Annotated in this window: 15 protein-coding genes; 10 read left to right on the forward strand and 5 right to left on the reverse strand. The window is 67.5% G+C overall.

Annotated features, from left to right (window positions below; all coding sequences use genetic code 11):
- Positions 1-166 precede the first annotated feature (166 nt).
- The gene (locus ABWO17_RS07805; RefSeq protein WP_353117278.1) at positions 167-1,435 is read right to left on the reverse strand and encodes a BPL-N domain-containing protein; all 1,269 of its coding nucleotides are present in this window, start codon (positions 1,433-1,435) and stop codon (positions 167-169) included.
- A 179-nt stretch (positions 1,436-1,614) separates the two neighbouring features.
- Between ABWO17_RS07805 and ABWO17_RS07810 the strand changes: the two genes are divergently transcribed.
- Positions 1,615-4,266 (forward strand): valine--tRNA ligase, encoded by a 2,652-nt coding sequence (locus tag ABWO17_RS07810; RefSeq protein ID WP_353117280.1) that lies wholly within the window; start codon positions 1,615-1,617, stop codon positions 4,264-4,266.
- A gap of 128 nt (positions 4,267-4,394) precedes the next feature.
- On the opposite strand, the gene ABWO17_RS07815 is transcribed toward ABWO17_RS07810, so the two are convergent.
- Both ABWO17_RS07815 and ABWO17_RS07820 read right to left on the reverse strand, forming a co-directional pair.
- Complete coding sequence (locus tag ABWO17_RS07815; protein ID WP_353117282.1) at positions 4,395-4,592, reverse strand: hypothetical protein; 198 nt, start codon at positions 4,590-4,592, stop codon at positions 4,395-4,397.
- Between the two features lie 14 nt (positions 4,593-4,606).
- Positions 4,607-6,070: a hypothetical protein gene (locus ABWO17_RS07820; protein ID WP_353117284.1), complete on the reverse strand. Its 1,464-nt coding sequence runs from the start codon at positions 6,068-6,070 to the stop codon at positions 4,607-4,609.
- Positions 6,071-6,253: 183 nt separating this feature from the next.
- Here ABWO17_RS07820 and ABWO17_RS07825 point away from each other — a divergent pair, with 183 nt between their 5' ends.
- From ABWO17_RS07825 to ABWO17_RS07845, 5 genes are all read left to right on the forward strand, one after another.
- A complete protein-coding gene (locus ABWO17_RS07825; RefSeq protein WP_353117286.1) occupies positions 6,254-6,706 on the forward strand; it encodes a DUF3795 domain-containing protein in 453 nt (150 codons plus the stop codon).
- Between the two features lie 221 nt (positions 6,707-6,927).
- Positions 6,928-8,439 carry a uroporphyrinogen-III C-methyltransferase gene (cobA, locus tag ABWO17_RS07830; RefSeq protein WP_353117288.1) on the forward strand — a complete coding sequence of 504 codons (1,512 nt, stop codon included), beginning with the start codon at positions 6,928-6,930 and terminating at the stop codon, positions 8,437-8,439.
- 457 nt (positions 8,440-8,896) lie between these two features.
- Positions 8,897-9,331 (forward strand): MOSC domain-containing protein, encoded by a 435-nt coding sequence (locus ABWO17_RS07835; protein WP_353117290.1) that lies wholly within the window; start codon positions 8,897-8,899, stop codon positions 9,329-9,331.
- A gap of 64 nt (positions 9,332-9,395) precedes the next feature.
- Positions 9,396-10,079 (forward strand): phosphoribosylglycinamide formyltransferase, encoded by a 684-nt coding sequence (purN, locus tag ABWO17_RS07840; protein ID WP_353117292.1) that lies wholly within the window; start codon positions 9,396-9,398, stop codon positions 10,077-10,079.
- Between the two features lie 330 nt (positions 10,080-10,409).
- Positions 10,410-11,021, forward strand: a complete 612-nt coding sequence (locus tag ABWO17_RS07845; protein WP_353117294.1) for a LysE family translocator — start codon at positions 10,410-10,412, stop codon at positions 11,019-11,021.
- Between the two features lie 185 nt (positions 11,022-11,206).
- On the opposite strand, the gene ABWO17_RS07850 is transcribed toward ABWO17_RS07845, so the two are convergent.
- Both ABWO17_RS07850 and ABWO17_RS07855 read right to left on the reverse strand, forming a co-directional pair.
- Entirely contained in the window at positions 11,207-13,699 is a 2,493-nt protein-coding gene (locus tag ABWO17_RS07850) for a sensor histidine kinase (RefSeq protein WP_353117296.1), read from the reverse strand.
- On the reverse strand, positions 13,696-14,904 hold the full coding sequence (locus ABWO17_RS07855) for an ABC transporter substrate-binding protein (protein WP_353117298.1): 1,209 nt from the start codon (positions 14,902-14,904) through the stop codon (positions 13,696-13,698). The genes ABWO17_RS07850 and ABWO17_RS07855 overlap by 4 nt, the downstream gene beginning before the upstream one ends.
- A gap of 219 nt (positions 14,905-15,123) precedes the next feature.
- Between ABWO17_RS07855 and amrA the strand changes: the two genes are divergently transcribed.
- From amrA to ABWO17_RS07875, 4 genes are all read left to right on the forward strand, one after another.
- Positions 15,124-15,879, forward strand: a complete 756-nt coding sequence (amrA, locus tag ABWO17_RS07860; protein WP_502914889.1) for an AmmeMemoRadiSam system protein A — start codon at positions 15,124-15,126, stop codon at positions 15,877-15,879.
- A 288-nt stretch (positions 15,880-16,167) separates the two neighbouring features.
- Positions 16,168-17,334, forward strand: coding sequence for an MFS transporter (locus tag ABWO17_RS07865; protein WP_353117299.1), 1,167 nt, complete (start codon positions 16,168-16,170; stop codon positions 17,332-17,334).
- A 58-nt stretch (positions 17,335-17,392) separates the two neighbouring features.
- Complete coding sequence (locus ABWO17_RS07870; RefSeq protein ID WP_353117301.1) at positions 17,393-17,935, forward strand: hypothetical protein; 543 nt, start codon at positions 17,393-17,395, stop codon at positions 17,933-17,935.
- A 7-nt stretch (positions 17,936-17,942) separates the two neighbouring features.
- Positions 17,943-18,854 (forward strand): universal stress protein, encoded by a 912-nt coding sequence (locus ABWO17_RS07875; protein ID WP_353117303.1) that lies wholly within the window; start codon positions 17,943-17,945, stop codon positions 18,852-18,854.

Below are 18,854 nucleotides of genomic sequence, written 5' to 3' on the forward strand. Positions count from 1 at the left end.
GATGGCGCATGGGGCGCAACCCGGTGAAAACGCGTGCGCTGGCTGGCGGTTGGGGGATGTCCGCCCATGCAACCTACGCCCGGCTGGGGGCGCTGTCCAGCCGGGGCGGGGCGTCGGGCAAAGGGGGCTGGCGGGGGCCGACGGGACAGGCGGGTGAGGGTGCCGGTTATCCGTGCAGTTGCAGGAACACCAGTTGGTCCAGCACGTCCAGCAGTTCCGCGTACAGGCCGCCGCTGGCCATGGGCGGGCCGAACAGGGCGGCGCGCTGTTCCTTCAGGCTCTGGCGCGAGACGGTTTCCGGAAAGGTCTTGGACAGGGTCATGGCCAGCCGTTCGGCCAGCAGGTAGCCGGTGACGCCCTTGTGGAACAGGGCCAGCCGGTCGAGGAAGTCCGCCTTGCGGGCGTTCCAGTAGGCTTCGGCGGGGGCGGTGGGCGGGGTGGACACGGCGGTGCACACCGCCGCGTGCAGGTTGTTCAGGTTGGCGCCGGGTATGCCCGCGCGCCAGCCGATGAGCCACGAATTGCGCCGGAAGAACAGGCAGTGGTTGATGCCAATGGTCACGATGTCGTCGAACAGCGCGCGGGCGCGCAGCAGGCCGTCGTCGTGCCAGCGGGCGGGCAGGGCGTCCAGTTCCCACGCGGGCACCAGCGGGTTTGCGGCGCGCAGGCCGCCGGGGGTGGCCGGGGCTGTCGGGCCATCGGTCAGGCGCTCCACCAGGTGCGCCAGCCACAGGTTGGCCTGGGGCGATTCCGGCGTTTCGAGGTGGGTGTAGCTGAGGGTGTAGCTGCCCGCGCCGTACCTGCCGTGCAGGATGCACGGCTGCCCGGCCAGAAAGGTGGGCCGCAGGCGGATGCCGTACAGGTCTTCCCACTCGGCGAAGGTGCCGGGGGGCAGGGTGTCCAGCGGCAGGTCGGCCACCCAGAAATCGTTGCCCGGCTCGGTGTAGCGGGCCAGTATTTCCACGTCGTGGCCGTCTTCCGGCGCGAAGCGGCCGGGCCACCACACCGGCAGGGCCGGTTCCGGCGGCAGGGTGCCGGGGGTCAGGGGGTGCCCCGCGCTGACCGTGGCGTGCACGTGGCCGGACACGAAATGCTGCATGCGGTCGGTGAACGACGCGCGCGACCACGGGCACAGCCCAAGGCCGTGTTCGCCGGTAAGGCCAAGGCCCGCGCCGCCGCAAAAGCCAAGGTAGCTGCCGCCCCCGGCCACGTAGTCGCGCACGGCCCGCATGCCCGCCTCGCCAAGGGCGTCGGCCTTGAGGCGGGCGGTGCCGCCGGGCACCAGCAGCAGGGCGGGGGGATTGCGGGAAAGCAGGCCGTCGGCTATCTCTTGCGCCCGCACCAGCCGGTACGGCAGGCCCATGCTCTCGGCCGCGCGCCAGGCCAGCAGCCCCCAGACGTGGGATTCGTCCCAAAGTATGTGAAGGGTTGACATCTCTCTGCCGCTCATTAGGGTGGGGAAGCCGTTTTACCGGGGGCATCGCCGGGCCTTGCCGCCAGGACGATCCGTCCGCGCGGCATGCCCGGCGCGGCGTTTCGCCAGCGCCCGGGTAACCGCCGCGCGCATCGCCCGCCGGTGCGGCACCCTACATCATCTTTTCCGGAGATTACAACATGTCGGATAACGCGCTGCCCAAGGGCTACGAGCCTCGGGACGTTGAATCCCGCTGGCGTGCCCACTGGGAGGGGAACAATACCTTCACCCCCGACCTGGACGCCCCCGGCGAACCCTTCTCCATCGTCATACCGCCGCCCAACGTCACCGGGGCCCTGCACATGGGCCACGCCCTCAACCTGACCATCCAGGACATCCTGTGCCGCCATGCCCGCCAGAAGGGCAAGAAGGTGTTGTGGGTGCCCGGCACCGACCACGCGGGCATCGCCACCCAGAACGTGGTGGAACGCGGGCTGGCCAAGGAAGGCAAGGGCCGCCACGATCTGGGCCGCGAGAAGTTCATCGAGCGGGTATGGGAATGGCGTGAGGAGTACGGCACGCGCATCCTGAACCAGATCCGCGCCATGGGCGCCTCCGTGGACTGGACGCGCGAGCGCTTCACCATGGACGAGGGCCTTTCGCGCGCGGTGCGTCAGGTGTTCGTGAAACTGTACGACGACGGCCTGATCTACAAGGGCGACTACATCATCAACTGGTGCAATCGCTGTCACACCGCCCTGGCCGACGACGAGGTGGATCACCTGCCGCGCAAGGACCACCTGTGGCAGTTGCGCTACCCGCTGGCTGACGGCAGCGGCGAGCTGGTCATCGCCACCACCCGCCCGGAAACCATGTTCGGCGACACCGCCGTGTGCGTGCACCCCGAGGACGAGCGCTACACCGCCTTCATCGGCAAGATGGTGAAGCTGCCCCTGACGGACCGCGAGATTCCGGTCATCGCCGACAACTACGTGGACCGCGAATTCGGCACCGGCGCGCTGAAGGTCACCCCCTCGCACGACCATAACGACTGGGAACTGGGGCACCGCCACAAGCTGGAATTCCTTCAGGTCATCGACGAGAACGGCGTGATGAACGAACACGCCGGGATCTACGCGGGCCTGACCAAGGAAGAATGCCGCAAGCGCGTGGTGGCCGACCTTGCCGCACAGGGCGTGCTGGTCAAGGAAGAGGAACTGGACCACAGCGTGGGCCATTGCTACCGCTGCAAGTCGGTCATCGAGCCGCACGTGTCCACCCAGTGGTTCGTGGCGGCCAGCAAGATGGCCCCCCGCGCCCGCGCCGCCGTGCCCGCCGCAACGCAGATATTTCCCGACAACTGGGAAAAGACCTACTACAACTGGCTGGACAACATCCGCGACTGGTGCATCAGCCGCCAGATATGGTGGGGCCACCGCATTCCCGCCTGGACCTGCGGCGACTGCGGCAAGCTCATCGTGGCCGTGGAGGCGCCGGAACGCTGCACCTGCGGTTCCGCCAGCCTTGCGCAGGACGAGGACGTGCTGGACACGTGGTTCTCGTCCGCGCTGTGGCCGTTCTCGACCATGGGGTGGCCGGATGACACCCGCGAACTGAAGACCTTCTACCCCACCTCGGTGCTGGTCACCGGCTTCGACATCCTGTTCTTCTGGGTGGCCCGCATGATGATGATGGGGCTGCACTTCATGGACGAGGTGCCGTTCCGCCACGTGTACATCCACGCCCTGGTGCGCGATGCCGAAGGCCGCAAGATGTCCAAGTCCACGGGCAACGTCATCGACCCGCTGGAAATGATCGACAAGTACGGCACCGACTCGCTGCGTTTCACTCTGGCGGCCTTCGCGGCCATGGGGCGCGACATCAAACTGAGCGAGGAACGCATCGAGGGCTACCGCCACTTCGTCAACAAGCTGTGGAACGCCGCGCGCTTCGCGCTGATGAACCTGCCCGACGACGAAGTGCCCGCCCCGGTGGACCTGGACACCGTGCAGGGGCTGCACCACCGCTGGATTCTGCACCGGTTGGAAGAGATGAAGGAATCCACCGACGCCGCCATCGTTGGCTACCGCTTCAACGATGCGGCGCAGGGGCTGTACCGGTTCATCTGGAACGAGTTCTGCGACTGGTACCTGGAACTCATAAAGCCAGATATGCAGGCCGGGGGCGAACGCAAGGCCGCGGCGCAGCACGTGCTGCTTACCGTGCTGCGCGAAACGCTGACCCTGCTGCACCCCATCATGCCGTTCATCACGTGCGAAATCTGGGCGGCCCTGCCCGGCAACGCGGGCACCGACCTTGCCGTGCAGCCCTTCCCCGCCGCGCGCCCCGGCTGCGTGAAAGCCGAAGACGCCGCGCGCATGGAACTGGTGCAGGGCGTCATCGGCGCGGTGCGCACCATCCGGGCGGAATTGAACATCGCCCCCTCGCTGCGCCTGACCGCGCTGGTGCGCACGGCCAACGAGCACGACCGGCAGGTGCTGGAAGAAAACCGCCAGATGCTGCTGGTGCTGGCCCGGCTGGAAAACGCCGAGTTCGGCCCGGCCATCGAGGCACCACGGGCTTCGGCCAGCAACGTGGTGTGCGGCAACGAGGTCATCGTGCCGCTGACCGGCGCCGTGGACTTCGAGGCGGAGCTTGCCCGCCTGGACAAGGAGCTGGGCAAGATCGAGAAGGATCTGGTGCAGGTGAACAAGAAGCTGGCCAACGAGAGCTTCGTGGACAAGGCCCCCGCCGAGGTGGTGGCCAAGGAACGCGCCCGCGCCAGTGAACTGGCCGACGCCAAGGCCAAGCTGGAGGCGTTGCAGCAACGGTTCCGCGAGGCCATCGCGTAAGGGGCCGTCGTGCTGCCCGCACTGTCCGGTCGGGCCGTGCGGGAGATGGATATGCAGACGCCGCGCCGGGTAACCGGCGCGGCGTTTTCGCGTGCATGGGGGGACAGCGGGGCGGAGGCGATGGGCAGCTAGTTTTCCGCGAGGGCGCCCGGAATTTCCGCGCAGGGGCAACCTTCACCGTACAGGAATTCCATCAGCAACCTGCCGTTGCGTTGCACGATGCGGATGCAGGAAAGGTTGGCGTCGGTGCTGCGGATGAGCACCAGCTTGCCGATCTGCTCGTTGGAAAGATCCGTGATATCGCGGTACTTGCAGGTGCACTGCATGGTTACCTCCGGGGCTATCTCGTGGTTGCCGTGCTCATGGTGTACCGGCAGGCAGCGTCGAGAATCGCCATGTTCGTGTTGTCCGGATCGTTGAGGAAAAAGTCTGTCTCCACAGATACATAACGGTCAATGAATGCGTTTAGATGCCCCTGTGCGCGGGCCTGTTCATACTGGGCCGGGGAGAACTGGCCGAACAGTGCTTCAGGCAGGTGCTCGGCCATGCGCGAGATGAATTGCGCTCGGGTATCCGTTGTCAGCTTCATGTACCGGTCGCGACAGGCGGTGTAGTTGCGCTGTGCTGGCGGAACCGCCTCCTGGGCATCGACGGGCTTGGCGATGCCGTTGGCCAGCGCTTCGCGGGTCAGGCTGGGGGGGCCGATCCGCCCGTCGGACAGCACGGGCACATCGAAGGCGATGTACCCGATGACCAGGGGGCGCTCGAAGGTTTCGCGCAGGGCCACGCTACGCGATGTCGCCAACTGGAACGCTACCGCCCCGCGCGGCATTGCGGCGGACTTTGCCAGGGCCGCGTTGACCTTGTCCGTCAGGGCCGTGAATTGCCCGTCCCCGGTGCTGCCTGCGGCCTGGGGAGCCGCACTGGCATCGGCATCCTGTGTCTTTCCTGCCGCCAGCGCGCCGCCGAAGCTGCCATCGCTCTGGATGCCCACGTCCACGGCACCCGTCAGGTAGACCCGGTTCACCACGCGCAGATATATCGGAGTGGGGAGATGGGCCTGCACAAGGTAGCGTAAGCTTGCCTGCACGTCGCGGCGGCTTGCCCAGTTACGCAGGATGTCGTCCATGGATTGCAGTTGCAGACCGTAGGTGAAGGCGTCCTTGATGATGACCTGTCCGCTGGCCTTGCTGCCCGCGAGAAGGCCGAGCGCTACGGGCAACCCGCTGATGGGCACTGCAAGGTCCAGCTTGCCGCCCGCATCCACCGAGAAGCTGTAGGCAGGAAAGAAGGCCAAGGGCAGGGTGGCATTGGCGAACCCTTCGGCCAGCGCGTCGGCCCGCGCGGACAGCGTGTCGGGCGGTATTGCGCCGCTACCGCCGGAATCTGCGGGTTGCGTTGCGGTGGAGGCAGGTTTGACGGCAGGTATGGCTTCCGCGCCGCCCCTGCGTGGCACGGGGTGAGGCACATTGGCGAATGGATGGGCGAGGAATGTGGGTACATATCCCATGGAGTAGTGCAGGCGGATGAGATAAGGATTAAGGCGCTGGTACGACTGGTCCAGCGGCAGGTAGCCTTTGGTTTTGTACTCCCTGGCCTGTTGGGGCAGGGGCTGGGTGACCAGGAACACGTCTCCCGGTTCCAGGTCCTCACGCGGCGGGTAGACCGGTATGACCTGGCTTGCGCGGATGGTCATGCACCAGTCGCTGGCCACCGATTCCATCTGCCTGTACCGCGCGTGGTTGCACCCGGCCGTCAGCAGGGCCAACCCGAGCAACAACCCGCACCATAATCTGTGCCGCATGGTGTCCTCCTTGGTCAGAAAGGGGGACGCCGGTCCTTTTCCGGCATCTACGTGTTGATTCGCATGGCGAATATCGTCTTGCAATTAGAAAGTGGGCGTGGGGAAAGATCCCTTGGCCATCTGCCTGCCACCCCGGACTTTTCCGCAATATCTCGCACTACCGAAGGATTTCGAGGCCCCCCTATGACCGACACCGCTCCCCTGCATCTCGTTGCCCCGTGCGGGCTGGACTGTTCGCGTTGCGTGAACTGTAGCGAAGGCCAGGTGGCTGCCCATGCCAGGACCATCCGCGACATCCTTGGCCCCAACTTCGGTCCGTTTGCCGAACGGCTTGCGGCCATGAACCCGGCCCTGGCCGAGTACCCGGCCTTTGCCCGCGTGCTGGACGCGCTGGCGGAAGGCACCTGTCCCGGCTGCAAGACCGAGCGCCGCACCTGTCTGCCCACCTGCAAGGTGGCCGGGTGCGCCGCCGCGCGCGGGCTGGACTTTTGCGCCGACTGTGCGGATTACCCCTGCGCCGACACCGGCCTGCCGCCCCGGCTGGAGCAGAAGTGGCGCGCCAGCAACGACCACATCCGCGAGGCGGGGCGCGACGCCTTTCTGCACGCCCTTGCCGAAACGCCCCGCTACCTGTAGGCTGCGGCGGTCGAAAAAGCCCGGCACACGCCCTGCGTTACGTTCGGTCTGAACGGGCGGCAGGGCTGGCTGCGACCAATGGCCAACGCGGCGTCCATTCGGGCGGTCGGTGCGCCATGCCAGCGTTCGTGCCCCGTATTGTCCAAATACACAGACGCAATTCCGTGCAGGTTCGCGCCCCATGCGCGCCCACGCGCGGCGCGACACATACCGGAGGAAGGATGAAGGTCTATCTCATCGGCGCGGGACCCGGCGACCCCGGCCTGCTCACGCTCAAGGGCAAGCGCATCCTCGAATCGGCGGACGTCATCGTCTACGACTACCTCGCCAACGACGCGTTTCTCGCCTACGCCAAGCCCGGCGCGGAAATCATCTACGTGGGCAAGAAGGGCGGCGACCACACCCTGACGCAGGACGGCATCAACCGCCTGATCGTGGACAAGGCCAAGGAAGGCAAGACCGTGGCCCGCCTGAAGGGCGGCGACCCGTACATGTTCGGGCGCGGCGGCGAAGAGGCCGAAGAACTTCTGGACGCGGGTGTTCCCTTCGAGGAAGTGCCCGGCGTCACCAGCGCCGTGGCCGGCCCCGCCTACGCGGGCATTCCGCTGACGCACCGCGCCTATTCCTCGTCCGTGTCGTTCATCACCGGGCACGAAGACCCCACCAAGCCCGGCTCGGTGCACAACTGGAAGGCCCTGGCCGACAGCGCCAGCACCCTGGTCTTCTTCATGGGCATGAAGAACCTGCCCGAAATTTCGCGCAAGCTCATCGAGGCGGGCATGTCGCCGGAAACCCCGGCGGCCCTGGTGCACTGGGGCACCACCGCCCGCCACCGCAGCCTTGTGGCCACCATCGCCACCCTGCCGGTAGAAGGGCCGAAGCACGGCTTCACCAATCCGTCGCTCATCGTGGTGGGCGGCGTGGTCAACCTGCACGACCGGCTGAACTGGTTCGAGCAGAAGCCCCTGCTGGGCAAGGGCGTGGTGGTCACCCGCGCCCGCGAGCAGGCCAGCGGCCTGGCCGAAGCCCTGCGCGAACTGGGCGCCGACGTGGTGCAGTTTCCCACCATCGAGATCATTCCCCTTGCCGACTACGCCCCGGTGGACGCGGCCATCCGCGATCTGCCCGGCTATGACTGGGTGGTGTTCACCTCGGTCAACGGCGTGAAGCACTTCTGGAACCGCCTTGCCGCGTGCGGGCAGGATTCGCGCGCGCTGGCCGGTCGCAAGGTGGCCGCCATCGGCCCCGCAACCGCCGACGTGCTGCGGACAAAGGGCATCGAGCCGGACTTCATCCCCGAAAAGTACGTGGCCGAAGGCGTGGTGGACGGTATGCTGGCGCGCGGCATGGGCGGCCAGCGCGTGCTGTTGCCCCGCGCCCGCGAGGCGCGCGAGGTGCTGCCCGACGAACTGCGCAAGGCCGGGGCCGTGGTAGACGTGCTGCCAGTGTACGAAACCGTGCCCAGCACCGCCCGCAAGGACGACGTGCTGGCCCGCATGCAGGAAGGGCGCATCCATTGCGTCACCTTCGGCTCGTCGTCCACGGTGGACAACTTCTTCTCGCTGGTGCCCGTGGACATGGTGAAGGCCCACCCCGAGGTGAAGCTGGCCTGCATCGGTCCCGTTACCCGCAAGACGCTGGAAGGCTACGGCCTGACCTGCCACATCCAGCCGGAGGACTTCACCATCCCCGCGCTGGTTGACGAGTTGGTCAGGCGTCTGCCCGAGATGTAGGGCTGTCCCTAAATTGTCCTTTCGCCCGTTGGCGTCGTCAAACTTCGCCTGCCATGGCTCTGCTGTCCTTATCCGTAAGACTCGCGCTACGCGCTTGCCTAACGGCTAAGGCTCGGTCGAATACGAGAAGAGCGCGCTGCGGTCCTCATCCGTAAGATTCGCTTTGCTCACCTAACGGCTGAGGCATACTCCCTCATGGCAGGCTTGTTTTCCTTGCCAACGAACGAAAATCCTAATTTAGAGACAGCCCTTGGCCGCGCCAGGCGTCACGGCGTGGAATTATGGCTCAGCAGTTAGCTTTGGTCCGGTGCCGGACCGTGCGCCAGTGCGACGGTATTTGACAGGCGGAACGTCCCGTGTTGTGAGGAATGCGTGACCGGAGTGATCCGGTCCGCAATCCCGCCCGGCCCCGTGCCGGGCGCGGCATCCTTACGGACATTCAAGGAAGGGACACCGCATGGGCACCGTACGAGCCGTCTGTATCAGCGAGCGGAAAGGTGAACGCAAGCGGGTGGTGGATGCCATCACCCTGCGCGAGGACTACGGCGTGGAAGAAGACGTCCACGCGGGCAGCGGCAGGCAGGTCAGTCTGCTGGCCGTGGAAAGCGTGGACATCATGCGCCCGCGCATGCCGGAACTGGCGGCGGGCGATTTTGCGGAAAACATCCTGGTGGAAGGATTGCCCCTGACCCGCTGCACGGTGGGCGACCGGCTGACCGCCGGGCCGGACATCCTTCTGGAAATCACCCAGATCGGCAAGACCTGTCATTCCAAGTGCAACATCCACAAGACCGTGGGCTTCTGCATCATGCCCACCGAAGGGGTGTTTGCCAGGGTGCTGCGCGGCGGTGTGCTGCGGGCCGGGGATGCCATCGACATGACGGAAGGGTAGCCCTTCTGCGGGCGCGCCCATCCCGCCCGACGACAACCCCCGACAACCCCGTGTAGGGAGTTCCATGACGCTGCAACTGGCCGTGCTGGCCTCCGGCAACGGGTCGAACCTTCAGGCCATTCTGGACCGCATCGCCAGCGGCGCGCTGGACGCCAGGGTGTGCCTTGTGCTGTGCAACAAGCCGGAGGCCCGCGCCCTGGAACGTGCCCGCGCGGCGGGGGTTGCGCATCTGGCCCTTTCTCCGGCGGATCATCCGGACCGGGAGGCCTTTGATGCGGCCATGGTGGCGGCCATCCGCGCCCACGGGGCGGACGCCGTGGCGCTGGCCGGGTACATGCGGCTGCTCACGCCGGGGTTTCTGGCGGCGTTTCCGGGCCGGGTCATGAATATCCACCCCGCGTTGCTGCCCAGCTTTCCGGGGTTGCGCGGCGCTGCGGACGCACAGGCGTATGGCGTGACGCTGGCCGGGTGCACCGTGCATTTCGTGGACGAGCAGATGGACCATGGCTCGGTCATCGTGCAGGCGGCGGTGCCGGTGAACCCCGGCGAACCGCTGGATGCGCTGAAGGCACGGATTCACGCCATGGAGCATCGCGTCTACCCGCAGGCCTTGCAGTGGCTGGCCGAGGGCCGGTTGCGGCAGGAGGGCCGGGTGGTGCGGGTGCTGCCGCGCCCCGACGGCAAGGTGGCAGCAGGCATCCCTGATGGGCCGTGGTTGGTGTGGCCGGCGCTTGAGCCCGGATTTTAGGCATCCACACTCCGTCTTTTCGCCCTCCGGCTGACCGACCAGAAGGGCGCGGAGCGTGGCCGTTGGGCGAGCTTGCGAGCCTTACGGCCATCGAGAGCAACGCGTCAGATTTCGTCTTTTACTCCGGTCACGTACGAACAGAGCGCGTTGCGGCTGCCATTCGTAATGCTCGCAGACTCGCATAACGACTGCCGCACGCTTCCTCCGTAAAAGACGCATCTTCCTTGCCGGAGAACGAAAATCCTGTCGTGTAACCGGCGCGCAAACACGCGGGTTTCGTTTCTCACCATCTATTCAAGATAGATGGCAAATCACTAGCCCTCCCCCGTCATGCTGTACAATCTCGTTGCCCTGTTCGGCCTGTGCATGGTGGGCCGCATGAGTCCCGGCCCGGACATGATGCTGCTGGTGCGCCACGGCGCGGGCGGTCCCACGCGCGCGGCCTATGCCTGCGTGCTGGGCATCTGTCTGGGGCTGACCTTTCACGTGACCTGGGCGGTGCTGGGCACCGGCCTGTTGCAGGGCAGCCCCCGCGCGTTTCAGGCGGTGCAGTTGGCCGGGGCCGCGTATCTGGCGTGGGTGGGGTGGAAGGCCCTGCGGGCGCGGGCCGACGGCGGTGGCGAGGGCGCCGCGCCGCCCACCCTGCGAGAGGGCTTTCGCGACGGGCTGTTCTGCAACCTGCTGAACCCCAAGGTGACGCTGTTCATCCTTTCGGTGTTCACGCAGTTCGTGGCCCCAGGCACGCCGACGGGCGAACGGGTTGCCTACGGCGCGGTCATCGTGCTGGAGGCGCTGGTGGGCTGGACCATCTTCGTGCGTTTTCTGGACACCGCGCCCATGCGCCGCTTCTACGAGCGGCACGGCCTGCATCTGGTGCGGCTGACCGGGATACTGCTGCTGCTTCTTGCGGGGGCAAGCGTGGTGTCCTTCCTGCGCGGGTAGGGCTGGCCCGTTCGGAAAGGGGGGCTGGCCGGGCCGCGTGACGGACATGCTGATGGGCGGCTGGCCACCGCAGGGATTTCGTGCATGTGGCCAGCATTCCGCTACATGCCGTCGGCCCGCCACTGGGCGCGTGTGGGCAAGGGCAGCGCCCCCCTTGGCCGGAAGTCTTGCCCGGATTCGGGTCGTTACACGGGGCAGCCGGGATGATCGCGCGGTACTTCGGGTGCCTGCTCGCTGCCGGGCAGCGGCAGGCGCAGCGTGAAGGTGGTGCCCCGGCCCGGTTCCGAGGTCACGCCAAAGGTGCCCGCGTGGTTGCGGGTAACGATGAAGTAGGACACCGACAGGCCAAGCCCGGTGCCCACGCCCACCTCCTTGGTGGTGAAGAACGGCTCGAACACCCGCCGCCGCACGTCTTCCGGCATGCCGGTGCCGTTGTCCTGCACGTCGATGCGCATCCACGTTCCTTCACGCCGCGTGCGCAGCACGATGCGCGGCTCGTCCCTTCCGGTTCCGCCCGCCGGGGCGAGTGGAGAGGACGGGGCGGGTGCGCCAGACGGGCCGGGTGCGCCGGACGGGGCCGCACCATCCGTCACCTCTCCTTCCGCGCGCGCGCCATCCGGCAGCGTGTGTTCCTGGCGCGTGTTCTCGGGCCGTGCCGCGATGGCCTGGGCCGCGTTGCGCAGCAGGTTCAGCAGCACCTGGGTGATTTCCTGTTCGGAGCAGACCACAGGCGGCAGGTTGGCCGCGTAGTCGCGCACGATGGCGATGTTGCGGAAGTCGTAGCGTTTCTTCAGGTCGTAGTCGCTGGCGGCAATGTCCACCGTACGGTCCAGCAGGGCGTGCAGGTCCACCGTGGTGCGGCGCGTCCCGCTGTTGCGGCTGAATTCCAGCATGTTGGTGATGATGTTGGCGGCTCGGCAACCCGCCTCGCGGATGCTGTCCAGAAATTCCAGCACCCGCCGTTCGGCGAGGTAGGCGCGGATCACCGGCAACGGGCAACCCAGGCGTTGCGCCACCTGTTCGTTGGCGGGCAGCCCGTCGGCCAGGCGCCGCTGGATGTTCTGTGCCCCTTGCAGGATGGCCCCCAGGGGGTTGTTGATCTCGTGGGCCATGCCCGCCGCCAGCCCGCCCACGGACAGCATCTTTTCCGATTGCACCATGACCTCTTCCATGCGCACCCGGTCGGTCACGTCGTCGATGCGCAGCACGCCCCCGTCCCCTTCCGGGGCGTCGGTCATTCCGCTGCCCATGGGGTACAGCGAAACGTCTTCGTAGCGGTAGTGGCCCCCTGTCAGGGTGACCACCCGCTCGCGGTCCACCGGGGTGCGGCGCGCCATGGCCGCCGCCAGCCGCACGGCAATGTCGGCGTGGTCGGGCAGCAGGTCGGCCAGGGGGGTGCCCGCCGGGGTCACGGCATGCCCGGTGCGGCGCAGGGCTGCCGGGTTCATGCGCACCACCCGGCAATGTCCGTCCAGGGCGATGATGGCGGAAGGCATGGCGTCCATCATTTGTTGCACGTAGGCGCGGGTACGGCGCAACGCGGCCTCGCGCTGGCGCACCGTGGCTGCCATGTCGCGGAATTCGCGGTCCACGGTGGCCAGTTCGGCCAGCTGCTCCCCGCCGGAAGGCGGCAGGTCGTAGCTGCCGCCCGAAACCAGCCGGATGGACTGGCAGAACCCGGTCAGGGGCCGGGCAATGGTCCACTCCAGTTCGGCCAGCAGCGACACGGCGAATACGGTCAGCAGAACCGTGAGCAGCAGCAGGAAGATGATCATCTCGCCCGCCACCTCGGACAGCACGGCCCTCTGGCGCTTCAGGGTGACGATGGTCCAGTCCGGCCCGGTCACCATGGCAGTGCAGGCAAACCAGGTTTCGCCGTCATAGCGCACGCGTTGCATGGCTGGTCCGGCCTTGGGCAGTCCCCCCCCGGCGGGCCTGAAGAAGGGCAGGTGGCCGATGTTTTCCTGGCGCTGCACGCGGGTCAGGTCGGGGTGGGCAATGAGGTTGCCATACGCGTCGGCCAGCAGCACCGCGCTGTCGTTGCCCGGCAGCAGTTCCAGTGCGTGTTCCTGCAGCGCGTTCAGCCGTAGCGCCCCCACCAATTGTCCGCCACCCTCAAGGGGTTCGCTGATGTAGACCACCACCTCGCCGGTGTCCGGCAGGGGCGCGGGGCTGCCCAGCCGATAGCCGCGCCCGTTCGGCCTGTTGCCCTGCCGGTCGCGCAGTACGGGAAAATCCACCATCACCGGCCCGTCAGGCAGTGAAAAGACCACCCGTTGCGCATCGTCCAGCAGCATGATGCGCGCGAAGTGCTGGCGCAACGCGCGTCGGCGTCCCAGTTCCTCGGCCACGCGCGCGGGCGAGGGCGAGGCGGGCAGGCCCGAGGCCAGCCGGGCCAGCGACAGGGCGGCGTTGTCCACGTGCTCTTCGAGGTAGTGGGCCAGGGTGGCCGTCAGCAGCGCGCTTTGCCGTTCGAAGTCGGCTTTGCGGCCAAGGTAGGTGAAGGTGCCCGCGAAGGCCAGGATGCACAGGCCCAGCAGCACCAGCCACACCAGCAGCCGGGTATGCAGCAGGCGGCGCAACGAGCGTGGCGTACGGCGGGGAGCGGGGCCGCCCTCCGGGCTGTTCGGGGTGGCGGTGCGGGGTTGGTCGCCGGGGGGCGTTGGGAGTGCGTTCATTGCAGTGTCGCGAATTCGCCGTCGCGAATGGTCAGGATGAAAGAACGGCGGTGCACGTCGCCGTACCGGTCGAGGCTGATGGGGCCGAGCACGCCGGTAAGGTTGCGGACTTCCGGAAGGGTTGCGCGGAGTCGGGCCGGGTCGCCTCCGGCACGGGCCAGGGCATCGCCCAGGACCATGACCGCCTCGTAGGCGAAGGCCGCCGCGAAGTTGGGCACCCAGCCGAAGCGTGCCGCATACGCGGCGTGAAAGTTGCGGAAGGAATCGTCGTCAAGGTCGGCGGCGTAGGCGTGGGCAAAGATGATGCCCTCCACGTCGCGGCCACCCGCCAGCACCAGTTCGCGGGTATACCCCCACGGTGAGCTGTACAGCGCGGGAAAGAATCCGGTGCGGTGAAAGGTCTGGGCGGCCATGGCCACATCGCGTGCCGGGCACACCAGCAGCATGCCCGATGAGGCCGATTGCCGGGCATGGCGGAGCGCTTCGGCGAATTCCCCCCGGTCGGAGGTGGCATAGGGCAGGTCGGCGGCCACGGTGCCTCCCAGTTCGCGGAACCGGGCCACGAAGGCTTGCGCGAAGGGGGTGGAGAAGGGGGCGTTGGCGGTCTCGCGGACCACGGCCATCTCGCGCAGACCGGCGGACCGGGCGTACGCGGCCAGCGTCTCGGCCCAGGCCGTGTTGGCCGGAATGACGCGAAAAAAGCCGTCCTCCTTGCCTTCCAGCTCGGGGGCGCTGGCGGTGGGAGAGATCAACGGCACCCCGGCGGTTTCCCACAGGGGCAGGGTCGCCACGGTCTGGCCGCTGGTCATGTGTCCCACCCCTACCTGCACCTTGCGGGCAAGCAGCCGGGTGACCGCCGCGCGGGCCTCGTCGGGGGTGGTGCCGTCGTGCTCGGCCACCAGTTCAAGGCGGCGTCCGGCCACGCCCCCGGCGGCGTTCAGGTGATCGACGGCCAACTGCGCGCCATTGCGCCCCTGCACGCCCAGGTCGGACGTGAGGCCTTCGAGCTGCCCGGCAAAGCCGATGCGCACGGTGTCCGGCTCGCGCCGCAGGATCAGCAGGACGGCCAGGGCCGCAAGGGTCATGACGGCAACGGCCATGGCCACGGCAGCCATCAGGGCGCGGCGCTGGCGGCGGCCCGGTTCGACGCCCTGCTGGAGGGCATGCTTCTGGCCCGGGGTATCCCCGTGATCTGCGTGCGCCATGTGACCCCTCGCGGTGGCGATATGGCCGAATCTTATAGTGGCCATGGGCTAAAGTCCATCGGGCGGCATGCGGGGGGCTGGTGAGGCCACCCGTGACGTGGCGGGCCGCGCTCCCTCCGCCGTTACTGTGGACGCGCCGGGCAGGCTCTGGCACCATGGGGCTGCGCGGTCAGCGCTGGGCGGCATGGTGTCGCCACCATGCCGCGCAAGGGAGTCCCCATGTCCGCGCCCCATGCCCCCGAGGATTCGCCCCCCGTGACGGACGCGACTAACGCCAATGGCGCCAATGGAGCCAATGGCACCCATGGCGCCGCTGGCGCGGATTCCGGCGCGTTCCGGCTGGAACTGTCCGCCGACGAGCGGGCGTGGCTGCTCGACCTGGCCCGTTGGGCCGTGCTGCACCGATTGGCCGAAGCCGGGGCCTTGCCGGATGAAACCGGTGGTCTGGCCGACAGTGCTGGTCAGGCCGATAGTGGTGATCCGGCCAGTCCGGATGTCTCCGGGGTGCCCACGCCGCCCCCCGGTGTGCTGCACCGTTCCCTTGGTGCCTTCGTCACCTTCAAGAAGGACGGCCACCTGCGCGGTTGCATCGGTTCCATGGTCGGCGACGGGCCGTTGTACCTCACCGTGGCGCGCATGGCCCGCGCGGCGGCCTTCGAGGACCCGCGCTTTCCGCCGGTGACCGCCGCCGAGGCATCCGCGCTGGAACTGGACATTTCCGTGCTCGGCCCGCTCACCCGCTGTCCCGATCCGTCGCTGGTGCGGGTGGGGCGGCACGGACTGCTGGTGCGCCAGGGGTATCGCTCTGGCGTGCTGTTGCCGCAGGTGCCGGTGGAATGGGGCTGGGACCGCGAAACCTTCCTGGCCCAGACCTGCCGCAAGGCGGGGTTGCCGCCCGATGCATGGCGAGAAGCCTGGAAGGACGGGCGTACCGAGCTGTACTGGTTCGAGGCCGAAGTATTCGGCGACCTGTGAACACGGCCTGCCGTCCGGCGCATCCATTCTGCCTTTCCGCTCCCTGCCGGGGGCTTCCCGCCTCGACAGCTTGTTCCGCCGCTACCGGCATGCCGCCGTGCTTGTGCATGCGCGGCATCCGTACGCTGGCCGCTGGTGAGCGCTCGCCGCGTTGACAGTGTCTACGCGCGGGCGTAGGGCACACCTTCCGGATCCAACCCGTGCACGGGCCTTCAGCCCGCATGCAGCCCCGTTTCCGTCCCCCTCATCCGGCGCGGCGTTTTCCGCTTGCGTCCGCAGGAGTATTGCGTGCAGCGCATTCCCGACCTGCCCACCATTCCCAACAGGCCCATGTACATCTTCCTGCTGGTGCTCACCGTGGCCAACGCCATCGGGTACCAGGGGTGGAGCACGCTCTACACCAACTTCGCCGTGCACGAGGCGGGGCTTACCGGCGCCCAGAACGGCCTTGTGCAGTCGCTGCGCGAGGTGCCGGGCCTCTTGTCCCTCGGGGTCATTCTGCTGCTGCTGGTGCTGCGCGAACACCGCCTGGCGGCGCTTTCGGTGGTCATGCTGGGCGCGGGTGTGCTGGCGGCCGGGTTCTTTCCGTCGTTCGGGGGCATCGTGTTCACCACCATGCTCATGTCCTTCGGGTTTCACTACTTCGAGACCACCAACCAGTCGCTGATCCTGCAATACTTCGACGTGCGCACTGCGCCGCTGGTCATCGGGCGGCTGCGCGGGCTCAACGCCGGGGGCAACCTGGCCATCGGCGCGGTGATCCTTGTTGCCGCCGGGGCGCTGCCCTTTTCCGGCCTGTTCGCCATCTCGGGCGGGCTGGCCATACTGGCCGGCCTGTGGGCCCTGACGCAGGATCCGCGCGCCCAGGGGCTGCCGGTGCAGCGGCGGGGCATGGTCATGCGCAAACGCTACTGGCTGTTCTATTTGCTTACCCTGCTGGGCGGGGCGCGGCGGCAGATATTCATCGTGTTCTCGGCCTTTCTGCTGGTGGAACGGTTCGAATTCGGCGTGCGCGAGATGACCCTGTTCTTCATGCTGAACAACGCGGTGAACTGGTTCCTGAACCCGCTCATCGGCAAGGCCATCAACGCCGTGGGCGAACGCAGGCTGCTGGTGATGGAATGCCTGTCCCTGGGGTGCATCTGCCTGGCCTACACCGTGGTCGAGGACCGCTGGCTGGTGGGCCTGCTGTATGTGCTGGACCAGATATTCTTCAATTTCATCGTGGCCGTGCGTACCTATTTCCAGAAGATAGCCGACCCGGCGGACATCGCCCCCAGCATGGCCGTGAGCGTGGCGGTGAACCACGTGGCGGCGGTGGTGGTGCCCGTGGTGGGCGGCATGTTGTGGATGATGGACTTTCGCATTCCGTTTTATCTGGGGGCCGTGCTGGCGGGGTGTTCGCTGGTGGCGACACTGTTCATGCGGCAGCCCGCGCGGGGCGCGTCTTGCTAAATGGTCCGGCAGCGACTACCCTTGTGGTACGATCCGTGAACCGCAAGGAGGTTGTGTCATGTCGCGCCCGTTCCCGCTCCGCACGCCCGCATCGAAGTCGCGCCCATGGGCGCCCCTGCTGCTGTCCGTTTCGCTGTTCCTGATCGCCGCCGCACTGTTCCTTCCGCTTTCCGGCGTTTTCGGCGCCTCCACCGCGCTGGCGGCGGAGGCAGCGCCCAAGGCCGTGGCCGACAAGCCCGCCCCCAATGTGGACCGGGCCGTGCAAGTGGCCGTGGAACTGGAAGGCACCGACAGTCTGGGCGCGCGCCTGGCCTTTCGTCTGAAGGATACCTTCAACTCCAGTTCACTGTTCGTGCTGTCCGAAAAGGATGCCCCCAAGATACGCGTGCTGCTTTCCACCACGCCGGAATTCCCGTCGCGGCCTTCTGTGGGTTCGGCCTACTCCGTGGTCTGGGTGTTCTCGCAGAGCGAAGGCACCTTGCGCCACTACCTGGCCCGCGAGGTGGGCGTGGTGACGGCGGAGACGGTGGAAGACCTTGTGGCGCACATCGTCGAGCGCACCGACGGCATTTCCGTCCGCTACGGCTACCTGTTCCAGTAGGCCCATCATGGAGCGCCACCTGCTGCTGACCATGGGGGGAGACGGCGGCGAATCGTGGAACCTGCGCTTCGTGGCCGGTTTCTTTCGCCGCAAGTCGGCCTTGCGGCTGACGCTGTTCTACGTGGTGCCCGATGCCTACGCCTCGGGCCCCGGCGAGGTGGTCCTGTCCGATGCGCAGATGCGCCAGGGGCTGGAACAACTGGCCAGGGCGCGCCGCTGGGCCGTGGAGCACGGCTTTGCGTCGGAATACGTGGAGACGCGCGCGGTGCCCCGCCAGTTCGGCGTGGTGCGCGACATCGTCGAGGAAGCCCACAAGGGCCTGTACGATGCCGTGGTATCCGGCCGCCGCTATCTGGGCTGGCTGGAGCAGACCTACACCACCAGCGTCTCGCGCGGGCTGCTGGGCGAAGAAATCGCCTTTCCCCTGTGGGTGTGCCACCAGCCGGAACCGGACCTGTCCAACGTGCTGCTGTGCGTTGACGGGTCTGGCGAGAACCTGCGCATGGCCGACCACGTGGGGTTCATGCTGGCCACCCCCGGCGCCGAGGACCACACCGTGACCCTGCTGCATTGCAGGGAACCGGACACCGCCACGGGACATCACGGGGCGGGGAAGGGCGGTGGTGACGCGCAGCCCTTGGGCGAAGACGCCATCGCCGCCGCGCGAGAGGCCGTGCTGGCCAACGGCGTGGACGAGTCGCGGGTGCGCGTGCTGATGCTGGACACCCGTGCCTGCCCCGACAGGGCGGAAAAGGCCGAAGCCATCCTGCGCGTGGCCGAGCAGGACAGGTTTGCCGTGGTGGCGGTGGGCCGTCGCACGGCCCTGCCCGATACCCTGATGCGCCGCATGTTCGGGCGCAGCGTCAGCGAACGGCTGCACGACCGGGTGAACCGTTTTTCCCTGTGGGTGAGCAAGTAG

It is taken from the genome of Nitratidesulfovibrio sp. (genome assembly GCF_040373385.1).
Taxonomy (GTDB): domain Bacteria; phylum Desulfobacterota; class Desulfovibrionia; order Desulfovibrionales; family Desulfovibrionaceae; genus Cupidesulfovibrio.

Coding starts and splice junctions, on each gene's coding strand:
- ABWO17_RS07825 (WP_353117286.1), top strand. CDS start 6,254: ATGACCGACACCGCTCCCCTGCATCTCGTTGCCCCGTGCGGGCTGGAC.
- ABWO17_RS07845 (WP_353117294.1), top strand. CDS start 10,410: ATGCTGTACAATCTCGTTGCCCTGTTCGGCCTGTGCATGGTGGGCCGC.
- ABWO17_RS07805 (WP_353117278.1), bottom strand. CDS start 1,435: ATGTCAACCCTTCACATACTTTGGGACGAATCCCACGTCTGGGGGCTG.
- cobA (WP_353117288.1), top strand. CDS start 6,928: ATGAAGGTCTATCTCATCGGCGCGGGACCCGGCGACCCCGGCCTGCTC.
- ABWO17_RS07855 (WP_353117298.1), bottom strand. CDS start 14,904: ATGGCGCACGCAGATCACGGGGATACCCCGGGCCAGAAGCATGCCCTC.
- ABWO17_RS07850 (WP_353117296.1), bottom strand. CDS start 13,699: ATGAACGCACTCCCAACGCCCCCCGGCGACCAACCCCGCACCGCCACC.
- ABWO17_RS07835 (WP_353117290.1), top strand. CDS start 8,897: ATGGGCACCGTACGAGCCGTCTGTATCAGCGAGCGGAAAGGTGAACGC.
- ABWO17_RS07810 (WP_353117280.1), top strand. CDS start 1,615: ATGTCGGATAACGCGCTGCCCAAGGGCTACGAGCCTCGGGACGTTGAA.
- ABWO17_RS07820 (WP_353117284.1), bottom strand. CDS start 6,070: ATGCGGCACAGATTATGGTGCGGGTTGTTGCTCGGGTTGGCCCTGCTG.
- ABWO17_RS07870 (WP_353117301.1), top strand. CDS start 17,393: ATGTCGCGCCCGTTCCCGCTCCGCACGCCCGCATCGAAGTCGCGCCCA.
- ABWO17_RS07875 (WP_353117303.1), top strand. CDS start 17,943: ATGGAGCGCCACCTGCTGCTGACCATGGGGGGAGACGGCGGCGAATCG.
- amrA (WP_502914889.1), top strand. CDS start 15,124: ATGTCCGCGCCCCATGCCCCCGAGGATTCGCCCCCCGTGACGGACGCG.
- ABWO17_RS07815 (WP_353117282.1), bottom strand. CDS start 4,592: ATGCAGTGCACCTGCAAGTACCGCGATATCACGGATCTTTCCAACGAG.
- purN (WP_353117292.1), top strand. CDS start 9,396: ATGACGCTGCAACTGGCCGTGCTGGCCTCCGGCAACGGGTCGAACCTT.